This is a genomic window from Actinomadura sp. NTSP31 (assembly GCF_041951385.1).
Classification (GTDB): Bacteria; Actinomycetota; Actinomycetes; order Streptosporangiales; family Streptosporangiaceae; genus Spirillospora; species Spirillospora napierensis.
Map to the genome: position 1 here is coordinate 79055 of NZ_JBGNUT010000017.1, position 19740 is coordinate 98794.

The 19740-nt window shown below is 65.3% G+C and carries 20 protein-coding genes; 14 read left to right on the plus strand and 6 right to left on the minus strand.

Going from position 1 to position 19740, the window contains the following annotated elements; translation table 11 throughout:
* Positions 1–4 precede the first annotated feature (4 nt).
* Genes galK through ACA514_RS27420 form a run of 4 tightly spaced genes read right to left on the minus strand, consistent with a single transcriptional unit; the run spans position 5 to position 3996 of the window.
* Positions 5–1108: a galactokinase gene (galK, locus tag ACA514_RS27405; protein WP_375044109.1), complete on the minus strand. Its 1104-nt coding sequence runs from the start codon at positions 1106–1108 to the stop codon at positions 5–7.
* Complete coding sequence (galT, locus tag ACA514_RS27410) at positions 1105–2166, minus strand: galactose-1-phosphate uridylyltransferase (RefSeq protein WP_375044110.1); 1062 nt, start codon at positions 2164–2166, stop codon at positions 1105–1107. Before galT ends, galK begins: the two co-directional genes overlap by 4 nt.
* A gap of 5 nt (positions 2167–2171) precedes the next feature.
* The gene (locus ACA514_RS27415) at positions 2172–3035 is read right to left on the minus strand and encodes a carbohydrate ABC transporter permease (RefSeq protein WP_375044111.1); all 864 of its coding nucleotides are present in this window, start codon (positions 3033–3035) and stop codon (positions 2172–2174) included.
* 22 nt (positions 3036–3057) lie between these two features.
* Positions 3058–3996, minus strand: a complete 939-nt coding sequence (locus tag ACA514_RS27420; RefSeq protein ID WP_375044112.1) for a carbohydrate ABC transporter permease — start codon at positions 3994–3996, stop codon at positions 3058–3060.
* A gap of 683 nt (positions 3997–4679) precedes the next feature.
* Between ACA514_RS27420 and ACA514_RS27425 the strand changes: the two genes are divergently transcribed.
* The 9 genes from ACA514_RS27425 (at position 4680) to ACA514_RS27465 (ending at position 11947) form a co-directional block, all read left to right on the plus strand.
* Positions 4680–4886 (plus strand): hypothetical protein, encoded by a 207-nt coding sequence (locus ACA514_RS27425; protein WP_375044113.1) that lies wholly within the window; start codon positions 4680–4682, stop codon positions 4884–4886.
* Between the two features lie 86 nt (positions 4887–4972).
* Positions 4973–5605, plus strand: coding sequence for a hypothetical protein (locus ACA514_RS27430; protein ID WP_375044114.1), 633 nt, complete (start codon positions 4973–4975; stop codon positions 5603–5605).
* A gap of 59 nt (positions 5606–5664) precedes the next feature.
* A complete protein-coding gene (locus ACA514_RS27435; RefSeq protein ID WP_375044115.1) occupies positions 5665–5802 on the plus strand; it encodes a hypothetical protein in 138 nt (45 codons plus the stop codon).
* Between the two features lie 514 nt (positions 5803–6316).
* Positions 6317–7360 carry a tyrosine-type recombinase/integrase gene (locus ACA514_RS27440; RefSeq protein ID WP_375044116.1) on the plus strand — a complete coding sequence of 348 codons (1044 nt, stop codon included), beginning with the start codon at positions 6317–6319 and terminating at the stop codon, positions 7358–7360.
* A gap of 676 nt (positions 7361–8036) precedes the next feature.
* The gene (locus ACA514_RS27445) at positions 8037–8612 is read left to right on the plus strand and encodes an RNA polymerase sigma factor (RefSeq protein ID WP_375044117.1); all 576 of its coding nucleotides are present in this window, start codon (positions 8037–8039) and stop codon (positions 8610–8612) included.
* Positions 8613–8998: 386 nt separating this feature from the next.
* Positions 8999–9565, plus strand: coding sequence for a hypothetical protein (locus ACA514_RS27450; RefSeq protein WP_375044118.1), 567 nt, complete (start codon positions 8999–9001; stop codon positions 9563–9565).
* A 192-nt stretch (positions 9566–9757) separates the two neighbouring features.
* Positions 9758–9991, plus strand: coding sequence for a DUF397 domain-containing protein (locus ACA514_RS27455; protein WP_375044119.1), 234 nt, complete (start codon positions 9758–9760; stop codon positions 9989–9991).
* A 784-nt stretch (positions 9992–10775) separates the two neighbouring features.
* The gene (locus ACA514_RS27460) at positions 10776–11246 is read left to right on the plus strand and encodes a hypothetical protein (protein WP_375044120.1); all 471 of its coding nucleotides are present in this window, start codon (positions 10776–10778) and stop codon (positions 11244–11246) included.
* Positions 11243–11947 carry a hypothetical protein gene (locus tag ACA514_RS27465; protein WP_375044121.1) on the plus strand — a complete coding sequence of 235 codons (705 nt, stop codon included), beginning with the start codon at positions 11243–11245 and terminating at the stop codon, positions 11945–11947. The genes ACA514_RS27460 and ACA514_RS27465 overlap by 4 nt, the downstream gene beginning before the upstream one ends.
* A gap of 227 nt (positions 11948–12174) precedes the next feature.
* On the opposite strand, the gene ACA514_RS27470 is transcribed toward ACA514_RS27465, so the two are convergent.
* Both ACA514_RS27470 and ACA514_RS27475 read right to left on the minus strand, forming a co-directional pair.
* The gene (locus ACA514_RS27470) at positions 12175–12381 is read right to left on the minus strand and encodes a DUF397 domain-containing protein (RefSeq protein WP_375044122.1); all 207 of its coding nucleotides are present in this window, start codon (positions 12379–12381) and stop codon (positions 12175–12177) included.
* A 43-nt stretch (positions 12382–12424) separates the two neighbouring features.
* Positions 12425–13186, minus strand: coding sequence for a Scr1 family TA system antitoxin-like transcriptional regulator (locus tag ACA514_RS27475; RefSeq protein WP_375044123.1), 762 nt, complete (start codon positions 13184–13186; stop codon positions 12425–12427).
* Positions 13187–13585: 399 nt separating this feature from the next.
* On the opposite strand from ACA514_RS27475, the gene ACA514_RS27480 reads away from it, so the two are divergent.
* From ACA514_RS27480 to ACA514_RS27500, 5 genes are all read left to right on the plus strand, one after another.
* Positions 13586–13972: an ATP-binding protein gene (locus ACA514_RS27480; protein WP_375044124.1), complete on the plus strand. Its 387-nt coding sequence runs from the start codon at positions 13586–13588 to the stop codon at positions 13970–13972.
* A gap of 1097 nt (positions 13973–15069) precedes the next feature.
* Positions 15070–15510 carry a MobC family plasmid mobilization relaxosome protein gene (locus ACA514_RS27485; RefSeq protein WP_375044125.1) on the plus strand — a complete coding sequence of 147 codons (441 nt, stop codon included), beginning with the start codon at positions 15070–15072 and terminating at the stop codon, positions 15508–15510.
* Positions 15507–17048: a hypothetical protein gene (locus ACA514_RS27490; protein ID WP_375044126.1), complete on the plus strand. Its 1542-nt coding sequence runs from the start codon at positions 15507–15509 to the stop codon at positions 17046–17048. Before ACA514_RS27485 ends, ACA514_RS27490 begins: the two co-directional genes overlap by 4 nt.
* Positions 17049–17272: 224 nt before the next feature.
* The gene (locus tag ACA514_RS27495) at positions 17273–17839 is read left to right on the plus strand and encodes a hypothetical protein (RefSeq protein WP_375044127.1); all 567 of its coding nucleotides are present in this window, start codon (positions 17273–17275) and stop codon (positions 17837–17839) included.
* Positions 17840–17850: 11 nt separating this feature from the next.
* Positions 17851–18051, plus strand: a complete 201-nt coding sequence (locus tag ACA514_RS27500) for a helix-turn-helix domain-containing protein (protein WP_375044128.1) — start codon at positions 17851–17853, stop codon at positions 18049–18051.
* Positions 18052–19740: the final 1689 nt, after the last annotated feature.

Genomic DNA, 19740 nt, shown 5'->3' on the forward strand with positions numbered 1-19740 from the left:
GCCTTCACACAGGGCCCGCGCCGGACGCGGCCGTCGTCTCCAGATAGCTCGGCGCCATCCAGCCGCGTCGGGAGAAGGCCGTGTCGACGGAGGCCCGGACATCGGCCAGGGCGTCCCGGTGCGCGAGGACGAGGACAGAGCCGCCGAAACCACCACCGAACATGCGGGCGCCGCACGCCTGCGCCGCCAGCGCGGCGTCCACGGCGACGTCCGCCTGCGGCCAGGAGACCTCGTAGTTGTCGCGCAGAGAAGCGTGGCTCGCGGTCAGCAACGGCCCAAGCTCGGCGATCTCGCCCCTGGACAGGAGGCCGACGGCCGCCTCGACGCGGCGGTTCTCCTCGACGACGTGCCTGACCCGGCGGCGCATCACCGGATCCTTCAGCGATCCGGCCGCCTCCGGATCCACGACGTCCCGGAGCGACCCGACCCCCAGCGCACGCGCCGCCTCTTCACAGCAGGACCGGCGGCTCGCATATTCACCGTCCCCGAGCCGGTGCCCGGCACGCGTGTCGACCACGAGAACGCGATGGTCACCCAGCCGTAGCGGCACGTGGGTGGCGGCACCACTGCGGCAGTCCAGCAGGAGCGCATGGTCGGCGCGGCACAGCAGCGCAGCCGACTGGTCGAGGATCCCGCACGGCACCCCGGCGTACTCGTGCTCGGCCCGCTGCGCGATCCTCGCGAGCTCCTCGCCACCGGCGTCGAGCTCGTAGAGGCCAGCGAGCGCCACAGCGGTGGCGCATTCCAGAGCCGCACTGGACGACACGCCCGCGCCCTGCGGAAGGTCCGAGGTGAACCGCAGCGCGGCGCCGCCGACCGGATGCCCGGCATCGCGCAGGCAGGCCGCGACACCGGCGACATAGGCCGACCATCCGGTGACCGCGCCGGGGACCAGCGCCGCCAGGTCGACGCGTTCCGTGCGCCCCAGGGAGTGCATCTCCAGGACGTCGTCGTCGCGGCGGCAGCCGGTGACCGTGATGCCCTGAGGCAGCGCGTAGGGCAGGACCAGACCGTCGTTGTAGTCGGTGTGCTCGCCGATCAGGTTGACCCGGCCGGGCGCACGCCACGACCCGACCGGCCGGCGTCGCCGGGATCGCAGAAGCCTCACGCCCGTTCCCGCTGCGGGACGTTCCGCAGCCGCTCGGCGGCGGTCTCCGGGCGAACGTCGTTGATGAACGCCCCCGCGCCCGACTCGCTGGACGCCAGGAACTTCCACCGGTCCGCGGACCTGCGGGTGGTGAAGACCTGAACGTAGAAATGGGCGAGGTCGGTCTGGTTCAGCGGAGGCTGGTGCCAGCACGCCATGTAGGCGGTCTCGCCGTCGCCGAAGAGGTCTTCGAACTTGCGCAGCACGTCGCCGTACAACCACATCAACTCGGCGAGACCATCATCGTCCAGGCCGGTCAGGTACGGAACGCACCCGCGCGGCGCAATATGCACCTCATACGGCCACCGCGCCGCCTCAGGCACGAACGCCACGAAGCCCTCCGTCTCGGCGACGACGAGCGGGCCGGCCGCCTGGTCCGCGACGATCGAGCACAGCAAGCAGCCGCCGCCCGCGGCGCGGTGCGCCCGCGCCGTCCGCAGGACCGACGTCTGGACGGGCGGGAGGTAGGGATAGGCGTAGATCTGCCCGTGCGGATGGGTGAGCGTCGCCCCCACCTGCGCACCCCGGTTCTCGAAGACGAACACCTGCTCCACACCGGGCAGCGCGGACAGCGCAGCGGTGCGGTCGGCCCAGGCTCGGCCAATGGTGAACCGACGCGCATCTGAGAGACCCGCGAAAGAACGGTCGTGGTCGCTGGAGAACGAGACCACCTCGCACCGGCCACCGACCGGACCGCCCAGCGAGGGAAAGCGGTTCTCGAAGACCGCGACATGATAATCACCGGCGGGAATCTCGGTGGGGTGGCCGGGCCGGCTCGGACACAGCGGACAGTCACCGCCCGCCGAGCTCACCGTCCGCGTCTGGCGATGGGCGGCGACCAGGACCGGCTCGCCGGTCAACCTGTCATGCCGCAGCTCCGCGCCGGCCGCGAACGCGTGCAGCGAACGCGTGTCGGGCGCCGTCCGGTCATGACCGGGGCCGTCGTCGAAGTAGAACAACCGCCGCCCGTCGGCCAGGACGACGGACGTCCGATCCACCGCCCGCAGCCCTTCGATCATGCCGGTCACTTCATGCCGGAGAAGTTGAGGGACTGGACCAGGCGCTTGCCGAGGAAGAGGAGCAGGACCAGCACGGGGAGGACCGAGATGACCGATCCGGCCATCAGCCCCGTCCAGTCCGGCGCCGTGTTCGGGGACTGCTGGAGGAACACGCCCAGGCCGACCGTGAGGACGCGGCTGCCCTCACCCTTGCCGACCAGCAGCGGCCACAGGTAGTCCTTCCAGCTCCACACGACGGTCGTCAGCCCGACGGTGATCAGCGGGCCGCGGCTCATCGGGAGGATGATCCGCCAGAACATCCCCCAGGGCCCGATCCCCTCCAGCGTCGCGGCCTCCTCGACGTCCCTCGGGATCGACAGGAAGAACTGCCGCAGGAAGAAGACGGCGAAGGGCGTCATCAGCAGGCTGGGCAGCGCCATGCCCTGCATGCTGTTGAGCATCCCGAGCTGCTTGACCAGGACGAAGTTCGGCAGCAGCGTGAAGATCGGCGGGACCATCAGCGCCGCGACGATGACCCCGAACGCCAGGTCGCGGCCCGGGAAGCGCAGCCGGGCGAAGGCGTACCCGGCCATCGCGCAGCAGAAGGTCTGCACCACCGCGATGAGACCGCTGTAGATCATCGAGTTCAGCGTGTACCGCAGGAAGTCGATCTGCGCGCCCGAGCCGCCCGCGGACCGCGCCCGCCGGGCGTCGACCAGCCCCAGCACGCGCCTGAAGTTGATCAGTGTCGGATGCTGCGGCCACAGGGACGTCGAGTCCCGATACAGATCGGCCGCCGGCGTGAGCGCCGTCCTGACCATCCAGTAGAACGGAAAAACAGTGACGGCGATCGCGAGGGCGAGGACGGCCCAGGAGGTGCCTCGGCCCATACGGGAGAACAATCGGGGGCTCCTAACCGAGGTCCGAGCGGGAGGCGCGCAGCAACCGCATCTGCAGGGCCGTCAGCAGGCCCAGGAGGACGACGAGGACCATCGCCACGGCAGCGGCGTAGCCCATGTGGAAATACGTGAAAGCCTGCTGGTAGATGTAGTAGTAGATGACGCGGGTCTCGGGGATCGGGGCCTTCCCCCCGTAGGCGACCGCGACGGTGTCGAAGATCTGGAACGAACCGATCAGGGACACCACCAGCACGAGCGCCAGGATCGGGCGCAGCAGCGGCAGCGTGATCGACCGGAACATGCGCGCCTCCCCTGCCCCGTCGATCGCGGCGCTCTCGTACAGGTGCTGCGGAATCTGAAGCATCCCCGCATACAGCAGCAGCGCGGTGTAACCGGTGTAAGCCCAGCTGTTCACCAGCGCGACCAGCGGCATCGCCCAGGTCGGCGAGTTGAACGACAGGGTCGTGTCGATCCCGGCACCACCGAGAAGGTGGTTGACGAACCCAAGATCCGGATCCAGCAGCCAGGCCCACAACAGCCCCACCGTCACGTTGGGCACCAGCCACGGGACAAGGAGCGCCGCCCGGAGCACGACCGACCGGGTGAGCCGGTGCATCAACGCGGCGAGACCCAGCGCCAGGACCGTCTGGGATGCGATGTTGACGACCACGTAGTAGGCGGTGACCTTGAGAGCGTTCCAGAACTGCATGTCGTCGACGAGGTGCCGGTAGTTGTCGGCACCGACGTAGGCCGGGTCGTTGAGCAGGCTGTAGTCGGTGAGCGAGTACCAGATGCCCCGGACCGTCGGATAGGCGTAGAAGACCAGGAAGCCGACGAGGACAGGCAGGAGGAACAGCCACCCGACCCGCCGATCGTCCCGCCGCCTGCGCCGACCTGCCGGCTTCACCCCCGGCCTCGCCCCGGCATCGAGCTGCGTTCCAACCGCTTGCATCCGCGCCCCTCCTCGGGATTCCCCGGGACGATCCAACCGCCCACCCAGGCAATAATGATGCGGGCAAGCGAATATTTGTCAAGAGCGAATCGTAAATACGCTCAGGCTGACCCGTCGGCATCACCCATCCCCCGGTGTACCGTTCCGGACATGACGCCACGGCGTCCTTCCGGTGAGCGTGGTCCACGAGCGCAGGCGCGCTCGCCCGCCCGGTCTCCCCGTACGACACGCGCTGCGGGGGCCGCTGCCCAACGGCGGCGAACCCCCTCAAGCCCAGACACGCGAGCGCAAACGCGCCCTGACCGCCGTACTCCAAGTTCATCGACGACCCGTCGTCGTCGGCCGCAGACCTTCACGATCAATGCACCCGCCTAACGCTCACCGCCCAGGACCACACAACGTCCTGCGCGCCCTCCCCCCAGAACCCACGCAGCGCCTCACCAAAACTGCCAGATGAGGCCGGGACCGCCGCGCAATCCTCGTCGGGCTGGGTCTGTCGCGCGATCAGGCCGAAGAGCGCGACGTCCCGTTCATCAGGACCGTCGGGCTGCTGCCCTTCGCCGACCGGCTCGCCGTGGAGGTCCTGGTGCAGGATCTGGCTCGCAGAGCGATCACGACGCCATCCACGGGTCCGCTCCGTCGAGGCGCTCGCCGGCCACGCGCATCCGGCGGTGCGCCAGGGGGTGCTCTCCACACCCGGATACCTGCTGCCCGGCGACCTCGCACGGAAGCTCGCCGAGGCCCACGGGCTGCCCGAGACGCTTGACGGGCCGGCAGTGGACGACGCCGTCTGGGGGGCCGGAAACCTGCTCCTCGCGATGACCGGCACCGATGGCCACCAGCCCGAGATCAGCAGATATCGGGACGCCGTGATCGTCTATCGGCGCTGAGCCGATCTCGCGGACCGGCGACACTGGAGCGAGCCTCCCTGCTGACCACGGCCGTCCAGGACCTGTGCACCGGCCCGGCGGCCCCGATGGCCCGCCCGCTGCGCCGAGGTCTCATCGACACGATCAACCGTGTGCTGCGCTCTGAGCCGTGGAGCGAGATGCTGCACCGCGGTGCGCGTTCCAGCGACCCGATCGAGGCCAGGCGCGCCACCTGGGTCCTCGATGAGGCCGCGCGCGACGACGTCCCCGAAGGAAGGTACGCGATCCGGGTCGTGGTGCCCGACCCGAACCTGGTCCGCGTCGAAGCCAGGGTCATGGTGGACGGGACGCCGGTCGTCGTGACCGCGTTCGACAAAGGACCCGCCAAAAGCCCCGAGGACCTGGTCCACAGCGGGCGGCTCAAAGCGACGAGCGATCCCAGAGAGGTCATGCTCGCCAAGGCGCACTGCGCCGAGGGATGCTCCGGTGGGCTCTACACCACGATCGTCCGCGAGAAAGCCGAGGTCGTCTGGAAGGACTGGCGGTCCTCCATGCCCGGCGATCCACCACAGGACGTGCGGTTCGATGCGGCCGAATACGACCGGGAGCTCGCCCGCGCAGCCCACGACCACGGCTGGGAATGGCCAGCTCGCGCGCCGCCCCGACGATCCTCGGCCGATGGGACTGCGCGCCCGGACGGTTCACCGCCTGGCTCCGGGAGTTCGACACCGCCCGCCTGACGCTCGACCATCCGGCACGCAGAGGCTCCTTTGAGGACCCCTCCCTACAGTTCGGCCTCGTGATCGACGTCCAAGACCGCGCCCCGCACACCGTCGCAGCCGAGCTCATCGAATCGATACGGAACACCGACCCGAAGTCGGCCGCAGAGATGATCGATGAAGGGCAAACGCTAAAAGGAAGACTTCCCTATATATGAATCGACCTCTGGCCTAGCATTCCCTGCTTGGATGGCGAGATCTGAACCCACGACCTCTTTGTCCCGAACCCCAAGTAATGCCCATTTGGGGGTCATGCAAGTGAAGGCGATCCGCGTTAAAATCCCAGGTAGACGGCCTGTGGCGGTGTCATCCATTCACGGACAAGGATGGCCCGTCCGCCACCGTCCACGGACAAATCACGGACGGATAATCATGGAGGATCGGCGCCTTGGGATACGCGAAGAAGCGCAAGGGCAACAACGGAAAGTACCGCTACACGGCCTGCTATGTCGACATCAGGGGTCGACTGCGGTCGGCCGGGACATACTCCAACAAAAAGGACGCCGACAAAGCCTGGCAACGAGCAGAGGTCGAAGTCTCCAGAGGCCGCACGGGAGACCCCGGCCGAGGAAGGCAACGCTTCAAGGACTACGTGGAGGAGACCTGGCTCCCGAACCACCAGGTCGAGGCCACACCCGCGAGGGCTACACGTACGCGATCTACAGGAACATCATGCCGACGTTCGGCTCGATGCGGATGATCGACATCCTCCCCGAGCACGTCCGCGCATGGATCACGGCCCTCAAGAACCAGGGCATGAAGCCAGTGAGCATCCGCCACAACAAGATCATTCTCAGTGCCATCTTCACCACGGCCATGGACGACCAGGTCACCTTCATCCACCCCTGCCGCGGAGTACGCACGCCTCCGGTCGTCCGCAAGCCCCTCGAGCAGTTCGACGACGTCTACCACGCACTCCCCGAGGGCGCCTTCCGGCTCCTCGCCGAAACCGAGATTGAGAGCGGCCTCCGCTGGGGCGAGCTCAGCGAGCTGCGCGTGAAGGACCTCAACCTCAGGTCCCGCATCCTCACGGTCAGCCGCACCGTCGTCGAGCTGAACCCGAAGTTCCACCCGGAAGGCCGCCACTTCCTCGTCAAGGACTACCCGAAGGACAAGGAGTATCGCCGCTTCAAGCTCAGCACCCAGATCACCGAGAAGCTGGAAGCCCACATCAGATCAGCGAACCTTACCCAAGACGACCTCCTCTTCCAGATGCCACCCCAAGACAAGCCCCGAGCCCGCATCACCGAGATCCCAGACCCTGCCACCCTCGGCCGCACGGAACCGAACGAGAAGGGCCGCACCTACAACCACGGCACCCTCAGCGGCTACACCGCCGGCCGCTGCCGCTGCGACTACTGCCGAGGTGCCTTCACCCTCTACCGAGCCGCCCGCCGCGCGAACGGCAAGGACAACCCGCGCCCCCGACGCGTCCGCGAGACCGACGGTCACATCCCCAACGACTGGTTCCGTCGCAAGATCTGGTACCCCGCCCTGGCCGCCGCCGGCCTCAACTTCAGACCCACCATGCGCGACCTACGCCACGCCCACGCTTCCTGGCTCCTCAACGGCGGCGCCGACCTCCAGGTGGTGAAGGAACGCCTAGGCCATGCCTCCATCGCCACCACCGAGCGCTACCTACACACCCTCCCCGACGCCAACGAAACAGCCCTAGAAGCCCTAGCCAAAACCCGCAATCGCGCAACCACCCACTAGAGGGGCCTATCTGTAGGGAGGGTCGGCCACACCTGCCCTCCCGCAGGCCAAGACTCCTGTGTATCAACGACCAGAGGTCGACCTGTCATGCGTCGCGCCGGCAGGAGTCTTACTGATTCGGCGAACGAGGCGTTCGCAGACAGAGCCAACTTCGGTGCCGATGGCAAGCTCCGGCGAGTCTCTGGTCACAAGTCGCGTCAGCATGAGAGGTCCCTAGGTGCTGGCCGCTGCAGGGGCTCGGTGATGGTGGTGGCTGCCTGTCCGGAGAAGCGGATGTCGGGGTGCGCGGTGCGGCATGCACCCATCCCAACGACACCGCCGACGGTGAACTCCCGGCGCCAGGTAGTGCAGCGTCCCCGCGACGGCTCGGCCTGCTCACCGCTGGCCTGTGCATGCGGAGAGTGCTGAACTACTGGCACACCCGAGTCTCCCGGGGGTTCTGTAGGCGGTTCCGCTTCGGCAGTGCCTTCTCCGATCGCTGTGCTATTGACTACGAATACCGTATTTGTCGCATTAAAACCAAATCAGGCGGCCCGCGTTGAGGAATTTTTGCTGATCCGTAATGCATGCGGCAGGTGCATGTCGACCTCGAAATGCTTCTTAAGAGGTGAGGGCGTGACCAGTGATGGTTGCGGCCGGATCGGCTCGGCGGACACGATCTACCTCGGGAGACAAGGTGGGCATAATCGAACAACGATTCAAATCGAAGAAGACCGCACAAAATGCGACAACGTTCGAATATCAAAAGTTCGCTGAGAAAGTCACCAAGATCGCTATGGAGGCCGCCCACTGCTACTTTTTGGGCGCCGCGGCGGCAGACGAGGTCTGCGATGTGGTCGCGAAGAACCTTAAGAGGCAGCTGGAAACGGGCAAGTCGGAATCAATCGCCAACATCGATCTATATGTCAGACGAATGGCGTATCGGACGGCGAAGAGAATAGCTAACAAGAAGGAAAATCGGGATCGCTGTGACGGCTTCGATCTGACAAAAATCGCTGATGACGAATCGGGCTTGGTGACGCCTGACCAAGTGCCCTTTCTCCTCGCCTTCAAGCAGGCACTGGACAAGCTGCCGCAGGAGCAGCGTGAGGTCTTCTCCTGTCGATCCCTGCAGAGGATGACGGAAAGGCAGACGGCGGAAGTGCTTGGAATCAGCCCTTCTTCCGTGCGAAGGCGCAATGCGAAAGCGAGGCAGCGCATGAAGGACATAATCTTCCCAGAGAACGAGAAGGACGGAGGACGTACGGCATGAAGCGGAAAAGGCACTCTGACTCGCGAGACGAGCAGTTCGATCACCTGGTAGAGGCGTACCGCGAATACTACAAAAACAGTATCCGTCTTTCGGAGGCGCGGAATCTGGCCCTGGTCCAGGAACTCTTCGCAGACGATCCCGGCGTCGCCGTGAAGCGCCCGGTGGTGAACGCCCGGCTAGCGCGCTCCAAACTTCGTGCTGCTGGCTGCGTTCTTCTTGTACACCCCAGGATCGCCGTTACGGGAGGTGTCGCTCTCTTCGCAGTTCTGGGCTGCGCCACAGTCCTGACCTGGGTCCTGACTGGAATGGGAACTGACATAGGGCGGCCCGCGACTGCGGGGCCGAGCGTACGAAGCGGTAGTCCCCCAAAGCAGGGGGGCCGCGGCGTGGCTTACATCGCCAATGTCAGCCCACAAGAGTACACCGAACGCAACGACTCCAAGATGGCCAACGAGAGCAAGGTGAGACACCAGGCGAAAGGCGGAATCCGCGCTTTCCCTGTCCATATCACGAAGTCACGCGGCAGGGAGGATTCCTCGGCCGGACCATCCTGGACCATCGAGAGTAATCTGCCGGTGGCCCAGGTGGAGATCAAGCTGAGCGAGAAGATCGCGACCGGCATCCTCAAAGCCGAGATCGGGCCGAAGAAGGGTTCGGTGCACTGTGAATGGACGGCGGCGGTCAACGGAACAACGCAGCAGCCGGTCAAGACAGGAAATATGAAAATCGGTTTCAAGATCGCTCAGGAGACCGATTCGGTGACCGTGGGAGTCAGGCGAAAGCAGGGAGCCGGCACTTGTATCGCGACCCATCTCCACTTCGACCCTGCCGTGCAGCGGAGCGGACCCGACCGGCTCCGGCCGGAGTCGCCGCAGACTGGCGACCCAGGGTCACTGGTGCCGACCACGCCGCCGCCATCCGCCTCGCCCAGCCCTACACCAGTCGCCTCGTGATCGCGCCGTCCGGCTGACTACACCCCATCGGATACTCACGCCACCAGATACGGCCGTATCGGTGGAGCCGGTGTCCTCAGCCAGGAGCCGGCTCCACCGCGGTCGGTCACCCTGCTGTCGACAGGGTGGCCGGTCCCCGGAGCGGCCCACCAACCCAGATGACGATCTAGACAGAGGAAGGCCGCCCACAAGATGAATAGTCTAGAGCGCCGCATCGGCCCCCGACAGCGCCCGCACTCCGAGTGGCGGAAGAGTAGCTACTCGGGTGGTGAGAGCTGCTGTGTCGAGCTCCGCCTGCTGCCAACGGGGACCATCTTCGTCCGCGACAGCAAGGCACCTGACGGTGACCGTTTGGCCCTAACCATCGATGAGTGCCGGGCCTTCTTGAACGCGGCGAAGGGAGGCCGCCGCGCCCCGGTCGCTTGAGCGAAGCCGGCTGAAGGCTTCGTCTCGGCGGAGCCTTCAGCCAGGGTGCCGATACGCCACGGCGATCTGGGGGACATACGACCCACCGCTGAAGCGCGCGTCTGCATACTGCCTATAGCAATTTTCGACCCGGCCTGGCCACCACGCCGCCGATACACCGGCCCCATACACCAGTCCCGTCGAGGCACACGGAGCGCTGCTGTCACCCTCCTTCGGTAGCGCAGCCGACGAAATCATGGCACCTTGGCACTACGTCGAATGGAATGCGTACTGATCTGGAGTGCCGTCACGTCTGGGGGGCATCGTGCCGAGCAAGAACAGCGGACGGGCGGACTGGGCCCGTCTCAGGGAGTTCCTGACCGCTCGCCCAGAGAACGAGGCTGCCGTCGGCCTATCATGGGCCGATCTGTCGCAGATCGTGGGAGGCATCCCTGACTCGGCGGCACGGCATTATCCGCAATGGTGGCATGGTGATCGGTCACACGTCCGCGCATGGCGGGAGGCAGGTTACACAGCGACCGAGATTCAGCCCCGGCGGTCGGTAACCTTTCGACGAACGGGAACCAGCGACTCGACGAATCGTGACAGCGCTCGTCGGCGGGAGAACGTATTATCACCGAATGGCACTGTGCGAATGCTACAGAGGCTCATCGGCAGCGAGACGCTTCTGTTGATTCCCTGCTCGAAAACAAAGAGAACCGGCGGATCCTCTGAGCGCTGGGAATCGGTGCCGTGGCCTTCCGCGCTTCTCGCGGCGCGGCGGCAGAATCGTGCAATAGCGAACGTGGACGAACGACGGTTGATGCCCGCCTGGCGTCGCTACGATGGCGGCTTCTACGCAACCGCTGGAGACGGACTGCTCGAAGCTGTGGCTCGGGATGCACCCCTGCTCATTCTCAGCGGTGGGTACGGGCTATTGCGCCCGGAGGAACCAATTGGTGATTACAACAAGGTCATGCGCATGTCGGACTGGCCAGCCGGCCTTCTCGAAGACCTGCTGATCGGTGAAGCGAGACGCCGCAACGTGTCGTCGATCGTAGCTTTTGCAGCCAGTAGCTCTGACTACGCGAAGCTCGTACGACGCACGTCCTGGGAACAAGCAGGAGCCGACGCATTCCTGGTGACCATCAAGGACGCAGGGAAGGGAGCATCGGGTAAGGTGCCGCGTCGGCTCGGACAGGCTTTTACCTGTTTCTGGGAGGGACGGCCTGCCGATGGATATCCGGAAGGTACGTCAGTGGAGCGTCTGGGGTGAGCGTCATGCAGGAAGAGCGTCGACTGGCTACTGACCGGTTCTACGCCATACTTGATGAGCTGACCGAGCGGCTCGGTGGACCGAGGCTGCTCAAGAATTGCACCCAGGCTGACGGGTGGCCTCAGTACGGTGTGGAGTTCTTCCTCGAAGACGGCCAGGTTCGAGCAGGGGAGAACCGGCTTCGGGTCGTGCGGGTGGGCAGCCATGCGTTGGGGGCCACATCGCAGGCCACCTTCTGGACTAGGCTCGCCCAACACCGAGGTCCAGTGAGCGGAAGCAAAGCAGGGGTAGGCAATCACCGCGGCTCAATCTTCCGGCAGCACGTCGGCAGCGCGTTGCTGCAGACAGGGCGATGGTCGGCCGAGGTGCAGATGTCCTGGGGCCAGAGGAAGGTGAGCCCTGCGCAGCGCGAAGCCGAGTATCCGCTTGAGCGAGCTGTAAGCGAGCGCATCGGCGCTCTGCCGCTACTTTGGCTTGAAGTGCCCGATCGCGAACACCGCATATCCATACGAGCCAACTCGATCGCCCTCCTCTCCCGTTGCAATGGCGGAACCCACCCGATCAGCCCCGGCTGGCTCGGCCTGGACGCGAGAAACGATAATGTTTGCAGATCCGGCCTATGGAATAGCGAGCACGTGGATGATCCTTACGACCCTGCCTTCCTGGATCTCATGGAAGCTCGTCTGAGGCTCCAGTCGTAGGTTTCTATGTCGCCTAGTCTTCGGGCTGGCACTCTGTCGTTGACAGAAACTCAGGTGGCTTGAACGAGTTCGAGCCTGTCCAGATCATTGGAGTCATGCACAGCTGCGGAACCGACGTTGCTCACGCCCTCGTATGCCGCCAAGTAGAGGAAGCTGCGCACGCCTTGGGGCGCGAGATAACCCAGAAGGGACGGATCTGGCCCTTCTGAATGTCGAGTCACTCTGCGCTATCGCTGAGCGATGAAGTCGAGCTCGTTCCTCTTCGCCCTGGTGACGAGGCCGGTGAAGCTCTCGATGGAGAGCGAGAGGTACTCGCTGTCCGAGGCCTTGCTGTCTCGTAGGCCGATGGTGTCGTCGAGCTGGGCGACCTCCACGCACTGGCCGCTCGTCCCATCGCTGGACCGGCTGCTCTTGCGCCATTGGGGGGAAGTCACGTCATGGTCTCCATCAGTTGCTTGATCAGGCTCCGACTGGAGTCTACGGGGAGAGCAACCGCCCCAATACGGTCGAACCTGTCCAGCAGCCTTCGACTTCGTCGGCTTCCGGGACGAGCCGGCCTCCGGTGGGCGCCTCGACGTAGCCGACCTGGCCCTCCTTGACCTTGATGACTTTGAACGGCCCGTCGAGGCCGGCGTTCGCGCCCGCCGTGTTCGGGACGATCCGCAACATCACGTTCGGCAGCTCGGACACCTCAAGGAGCTTCGCGAGCTGCTCTCGCATGACCGTCTTGCCCCCCACCAGGCAAGCCATGGCCGTCTCCGCCAGCAGTACCCACAGGTCAGCTGGGCTTTCCTTGGTGAGGATCTGCTGCCGCGCCATCCGTGCCTCTACCAGGGCATCGATCCCCGGCTCCCGCCCCTCGACTAGGAGAGCGCGCGCGTAGGCGGGCGTCTGCAAGAGCGCGGGGATCAGTTGGCCGCTGTAGATCCTCAGGACGGTCGCGCGTCCCTCGGAGTCGGTGAAGGTCTTGAACCAGTTCGGATCGTGCCCGAGTCGCGCGTACCAGAGCATGATCGTGAACATGCCGCCGGTGTTCCACTCCGTGTCGAGGACGGACGCCTGTGCGTCGGTCAGCTTCGCCTCACAGTTCTCCAGTCTGGAAATCGAGGAACGAGAGCAGTTGAGAAGCTCGGCCAGGGCATGGCCTGACATGCCGTGCTGCATGCGCTGAAACCGCAGGTGGTAGGCCATCCACGCCCACATCGACGATCGCGGGTCGGGGGCCTCGTTGATGTGCATGAAGTGTCCGTCCGTCGGTTGAATTCCCAGACATTCCAGGGAACGGCGACACAGTAACTCTCTAGGAGCACGCTTGTCGCGAGAACTGCGAGGTCAGAGCAGCGGAACGGGGAATCGGCATATGCCGGACAATTTGGAACAAGAACTGCATCTAAGGCGGCGTCATCACCTCCTGACCTGGCTGGCGGACCAATTGCCGCACCACGAAGTGCACCCTGAAGTCCTCGGTGCCGGCGAGAAGGCCGTCCTGCGCGTCACGAACCACCGCACGCAAAGGATCCACTTCGTCGCGTGCATCCCCGCACCTCAGGCTGGCACGTGGGCGTGGGTGTGGTCCTTCGACTGGGCCTTGGTCACCGACCCCCGCGCCGTCCCAGCGATCGCAAAGGCGGTGACCCGATGACGACGTGGATCATCCTCGGCCGCACGACCCTGCCCGCGATTCCCAAGAGCGTCGGCGAAGCCCGCCGGTTCGCCGCCGCGGTACTGGGCGGCAGCGAGCACACGGCCACGGCACAACTGCTGATCTCCGAAGCCTGCACCAACAGCGTGAAGCACTCCGACTCCCGCCACGGCGGCTCGTTCAATATCACGCTGTACGACTGTGGCGGCTGCCTGCGCTGCGAGGTCATCGACGGAGGCGCCACCATCACCCCGACTCGCCGCAAGGGCACCGAACTCCGCGACCGTGGTCACGGTCTCGTCCTCATCGAGGCCCTCGCCGCCCGCTCCGGCTACGACACGGACAGCTCTGGACGACTGACCACCTGGTTCGAACTCACCTGACGTTCCCGCCCCGCACCAACGCTTCCGCCGGCATGAGTCTCAAAACGCGAATGGTGCGGGCAGCCGCACGGCTGCTTGAGAGGAGACGGCGTGGCGGCCATCAGATGGAGTTACGCCAGAACGTGACTGTCTGCCCATGTGACCCGGGCAGCGGTCATGAGATCACGACGAGCCTCGCCGTCGGCCCGTCGACAACGCCACCGGGCGCCCTGGCAGGGGCACCCCGCTCATCAGCGAAGAGCCTCCCGACATCGTGATCCATGACGCCCGCAGCCTCCACCTGTACCCGTTGCTGCGGACATCGTCTCGCGAGGCTGTCAGCCGATGCCCATGACTTTGGATTCGACGGCTGCGAGAACATCACAAGACTTGAGCTCCGCCTCGTGATGGGGAGGGATTTCAAGTGCCGCCGTCGACAGTGAGGGATGCTCGCTTGTCCACCGCTCGTCCGACGCGGTCCCGTGCTCGTCCGCGTTGGTCCCGGGCTTGTCCTGCACTCGTCTGCACTTGTCCCCGGTCTATCCGTGCTTGCCCGCCGTTTGTCCGCGCGGACGGACTGTCGTCCGCCTGCCGTCCGCCGGGGCGGACGGCGGACGGCGGGCGGACGGCGGCGGACGAGTTACGGACGGACCGTCCGCCGCACAGCGGACGAAGGCGGGACAGGGCTCGGCGATCGTTGGTGCAGCATCGACGCCTCCGACGAAGAGTTGCCCAGTGCGGCCCATCATCGGCGGCATCTTGTACGCGAGCCACCCTCGCACCCAATCGCCGCCGCGAGACCGGCGTCGGTTCGCCGCTCGAACCTGCCGTGAGCGACCGGTCGACCTCCAAAGAAATCTCGAGGGAGGTAAGTGTCGCGAAGACTCTCTGCACGCGAAGTTCTATAGCGTGGCTCCTGTCAATTGAAGATCTGAACTGCCTGATATTCAACGACACGGTTCGGCACGGATAAACGCTCTGCGACCGAACGAAGAATCGGCCGGCAGAGTCGCCGATGACCCTACTAAGCGGCTGCAAGGTAGGACCGTGTCGCGACACGTAATGGACCGGCAGCGGTCCATCACGTGCACACCCGGTCGGGTCGACCGGGCGCGGTCGTGATCGATGTGGTCGGAGGCGGAGCTACGGAAGACGAGCAGGTCAGCACATCGCGCAAGATGCAACGACGCTCGCAGCTCGGCGAGGGGCGCCGGCGGGACCGGGAGATGAGGTTCCGAGTCAGCGACGAGGAATACAAGGAGATCTCCGAAGCAGCGCACCGAGCGGGAGCTGCCTACGGGACATTCATCGTCCACACCGTACAAGCGGCCAATCGCCAACACAGATCCGGATACGAACTGACGCCGGATATCTGCGAGGAACTACGCGGCATCGCGCGACAGCTGAACCGGATTGGCGTGAACCTCAATCAGCTGGCCCGCGTCGCGAATGCGACGGGACAGGTACCCCACGAACTGCCCGCTGCGTTGGCGTACCTGCAGAACGTTCTTCGAAGAGTGGACGCCTCGTCCGTCGAACTCGGTCGGCTCCAGCGTTGATCGGCAAAGTGACCCGAGGCGAAAGCGTCGCCCGGTTGCTGTCCTACCTCTACGGCCCCGGCCGGCGCAACGAACACGTCAATCCCCACCTTGTCGCAGGCTTTCGACTCCCCATGGCCCTGGAACCCGGACTGGACGCCCGAGGCGATCGGGACTTCCGGCACCTGGTCGGAGTCCTGACCTCCCCACTCGACACCCTCCGACACACCCCGCTGGCCTCGCCGATCTGGCAGTGCTCGGTCCGCGCCGCCCCCGCGGACCGACCCCTGTCGGACGACGAATGGGCCGACATCGCCGAGGAGGTGATGCACCAGACCGGGTTCGCGCCGCGAGGCGACGACGAAGCATGCCGCTGGATCGCAGTGCGACATGCCGAGGACCACATCCACCTCGTCGCCGTCCTGGCGCGCGAGGACGGGCGCAACCCCAACGTCCACCGCGACTACTTCAAGGCCGCCGACGCCTGCCATATCGTCGAGACGCGTTACGAACTCACCCGGACCGCGCCCACAGACCGGACAGCAGCCCCACGACCAACCCGAGCCGAGACAGAACTTGCCCACCGCAAGAACTGGCCCGAGCCGCCCCGCGCCACCCTCCGTCGGCACGTAGCCACCGCAGCTGCCGGAGCCGAGAACGAGGACGACTTCTTCACCGCCCTCGAACATGCCGGAGTGCTGGTCAAGATCCGCCACAGCGCCCGCACACCCGAGCAGATCACCGGTTACGCCGTTGCGCTCCCACATCACAACAACAAGGAGAACCAGCCAGTCTGGTTCTCCGGCAAAAAGCTCGCGCCCAACCTGACGCTCCCCAAACTTCGCGAACGCTGGTCGGCCCCGCACGAAGGCAACCGCTTCGACCCTCCTCCCTTCGGCGGGGTGGAGCTGACCCACGAGGAACGATCCGCTGCTTACCAGCAGGCCGCCCGCGCCACTGCGACGGCCACCTGGCAAATGCGCCACATCCAGGACCCGGCTGTCCGCGCCGACGTAGCAGCCGCAACCTCCGACGTCTTACACGTGACCGCAGCCCTCACAGGCAACCGGGAACTCGCCCGCGCCGCCGACTTCTACGACCGCGCAGCTCGCGAACCCTGCGGACGCCAACCACCCCTGACTCCCTACGGCACGAACCTCCGCAGAGCTGCCAGAGCACTGGCTCTATCCGGTATCCGGGGACAACGTAGTAACCGTCCAAGCCTCGCCGGCGTCCTAGCCCACCTGGTCGTGCAACTCGTCGCCCTGATCGAGGCGATCGCGGAGTACCGGCAGCTGCAGCAACGCGCTGCCCAGGCAGCTGCGGCCCGCAAGGCTGCTACCCAACTCAGCAAACTCAGCCGACCAACTCCGCGGCCACCTGCCCCCACGCTGCCACGGACACCACCGAACTACACGGCGGAGCAGAACGCGGCCCGCCTCGCTGCCACAGCCTTCCCCGTCCCCCTTAGCGACCAGCTCGCAGGCAGCCCGTACCGATCCAGCGGTCCCACACCGACGCACACCAGCCCTCACCGCCGCCGAGGCCCAGCACGGTGACCCGACCACGCAACTCCGGCGCCACGCCGTCCTTGTCCTGGCACAAAGATCAGCGCCCCTGCATACTACGGAGCGTAAACAGTGCCAACGATGTGCAAGCAGTGCATCGGCGCGGCATCCGCGCCGACAGAGCAGCACAACCACACGACCACCACGCAAGAGAGGCGAAGCCATGACCGATCACAGCCCCCAGGCGGGCCCCGTATCACCAAGGACACATTCACATGAGCGACCACAGGCAGGCTCCCGCTACCGTTCGTAACGACGACCAAACAGCCGACCTCGCGAGCAACCTCTACGAACACGTCCGCCAGCTCAACGACGCCACGACCGGCCCTCCGAGCCTCACCCTCCCCGGCACCGCGTACACCATCCTCGGCAACCTCAGCGCAGCCACCTACGGCCTCGATCAGCTCCTCGACCAGATCAACCGCTTCTTCCTCCGGGAGCTGCAAGCCGACCGTCTCGCCCACGACCAGGCCGAAGACCTCGCCGACGTTCTGAGCCGCCACGGCCAAGCTCTAGCCGAAGCCAGACAGCACGCCCGAGCCCTCTGCGTGGCCCTCGGCGATGCCCAATCGGCCATCAACGCCGTCCACTCTCGCGCTCCCCATGGACGCGAAGCGCCCCCAACCATCGACGGCAAAACGCGCGTGGACGACGTCGGCGTAGCAGCAGCGGCCAACGACTTCCCCAGACCGATCACCGATCCGACGCTCCTCGTGCCCCCTCCCACCGGCGAACGAAACCGCTTCATCCACCTTCGTCCCATGAACACTCCGGAGGCCTGAGCGTGGAGCCGATGACCCATGAGGAGCTCGCCGCCCTCCCCACCACAACGACCATCGAGACCGCTGCCCGAGCCCTCGGCCTCGGCCGAACCCGCGCCTACCAGCTAGCCCGCGAGAACCGCTTCCCCTGCAAGGTCATCCGCATAGGCACGACCTATCGCGTGGTTACCGCCGACCTCCAACGCCTCGTGACGGGTAGTAACGGCTCCTGATTTGAGGGCGTCGCCGCGTTCGCCCTTGGTTCACAACGTCGGTAACGATGCGACGTTTCTGGAGATCTGCTCGCGTGGACGCAAAAATGAACGGCCTGCGAACACCTGGTGCGGTCGACAACGCGCCCAAAGAGCGCCAGAGGTCGGCCGCAAGGTCTTCTCACGCTGCAACCAAAGAGGGAGTCCGCGCATGGCCCCTTCAGATGATGGGACGGTCACGTGCCGCCCGCCTGGCGGTGATGGGGCAAAAGCCAGGGGGCCGCCCAGAGACCATCGTGAACGCGCAGCAGTTCAGCGATGACGTCCTCCAGTAGGGAGATTGACCCCCAGTAGCCGCTGGCCATCGCCGTCATCGATCTCGCGCACGGGGCCACATCAAGCCGCAGTCCGAGGCATCACCGAGACAGCCTGTCCGCGCATGGGCCCAGGACGGCGCGTCGCGCCACAACAAGGCGAACGCTGCCTTGTGCACCACTTGAGACTCCGCGCAGGCCGCGACGCGATCCACTCACGTCCGTGGGCCGCCCGCGCCCACCACCACAACAGTTCGGCCAGATCGCGTGCGTTCAGCCCGCCGTTCTCCATCCGCCAGCGGGTGCAGGCCTTCACCGTCGCTCAATTGACCTAGATGTGCCTTCACACCCGACACCGCCGGCACGTCGGCCGCCAAGCATGGTCAGAAGACCACCTCCAGGACGCGCGACCAACATTCTTGACTATTTTCGGTCTTTTTAAGCTCATTATCAGTCCTAGCGGTACGCCGATCGCACCTCGATCGAAGGGGCAATTAGTATACGGCATGGGATCAGGCAATGGTCCAACGGGATCATTCTTTGTGGTGTTCAGTGAGCCGCTTTGATGTCATGTCGTCATTGTCCTATTTGCGGCAAGTGACATCGAAAAGTACGCTCTTCTGGCCTTCGCGATCCAAGGTATGTTAGACCGAAATTGATTCCATGGCCCGAAAAATATGCGTCATTGCTGCAATGGGCGTCTTGTTGGATGGCCCGACATTCGATACATTCCTCAAATCGGCCCTACAAGTCCTTCTCCGCGGCGAACCGCCATAGGTCTTGCGAGGAAGGTAAAGGTGGGTGGCAGTTCTCGTGGGAAGCTGTCGCCCTTAGTGGCGAGGAAGGTGACGATCATGACGTCTGTGGGTGACAACGAGCGGACTGAAAGACATGGGAGTCGCGGGGAAAGTACCGCCGAGGAGAAAGCGTTACTGAGCCCCCGGGCCTTTCTCATCATGGCGACGGCGTCCCTGATCGGCCTGGTCCCCGCCGTTGCCGCAGGAGTGAAGGCTGCTCTCAGTATCGCCGCCAGCGTGGGGTCAACGACCGCCATAGCGGTGGGCCTCGGTGTCGGCCTCGCGACGTACGCACTCGTTTGGCTCTCAGTAGCAGCCGCCCTGCATGGACTAATTGGGAAGCGAGATCACTGAACGCGACGTGCCAGGCCTTCGACCTGTACGGCGACCACCACCGCCGCACTAGTAGGTATGCGGGCCATGCCCGAGTGCCCTGTCAACGAAGCTCAGCCCGGCGGACTGCTGCCGGGATGTTTCGTGCTAAAGCGAACAAACCGGGGGCATGACTACTTCTAACCCCCAAGGTGGAGGACGCGAGGTGCGGAGTCCTGGGCGATGGTCTCGAGCGTGGTCGCCAGGTGCTCGCAGACCGATGGCGT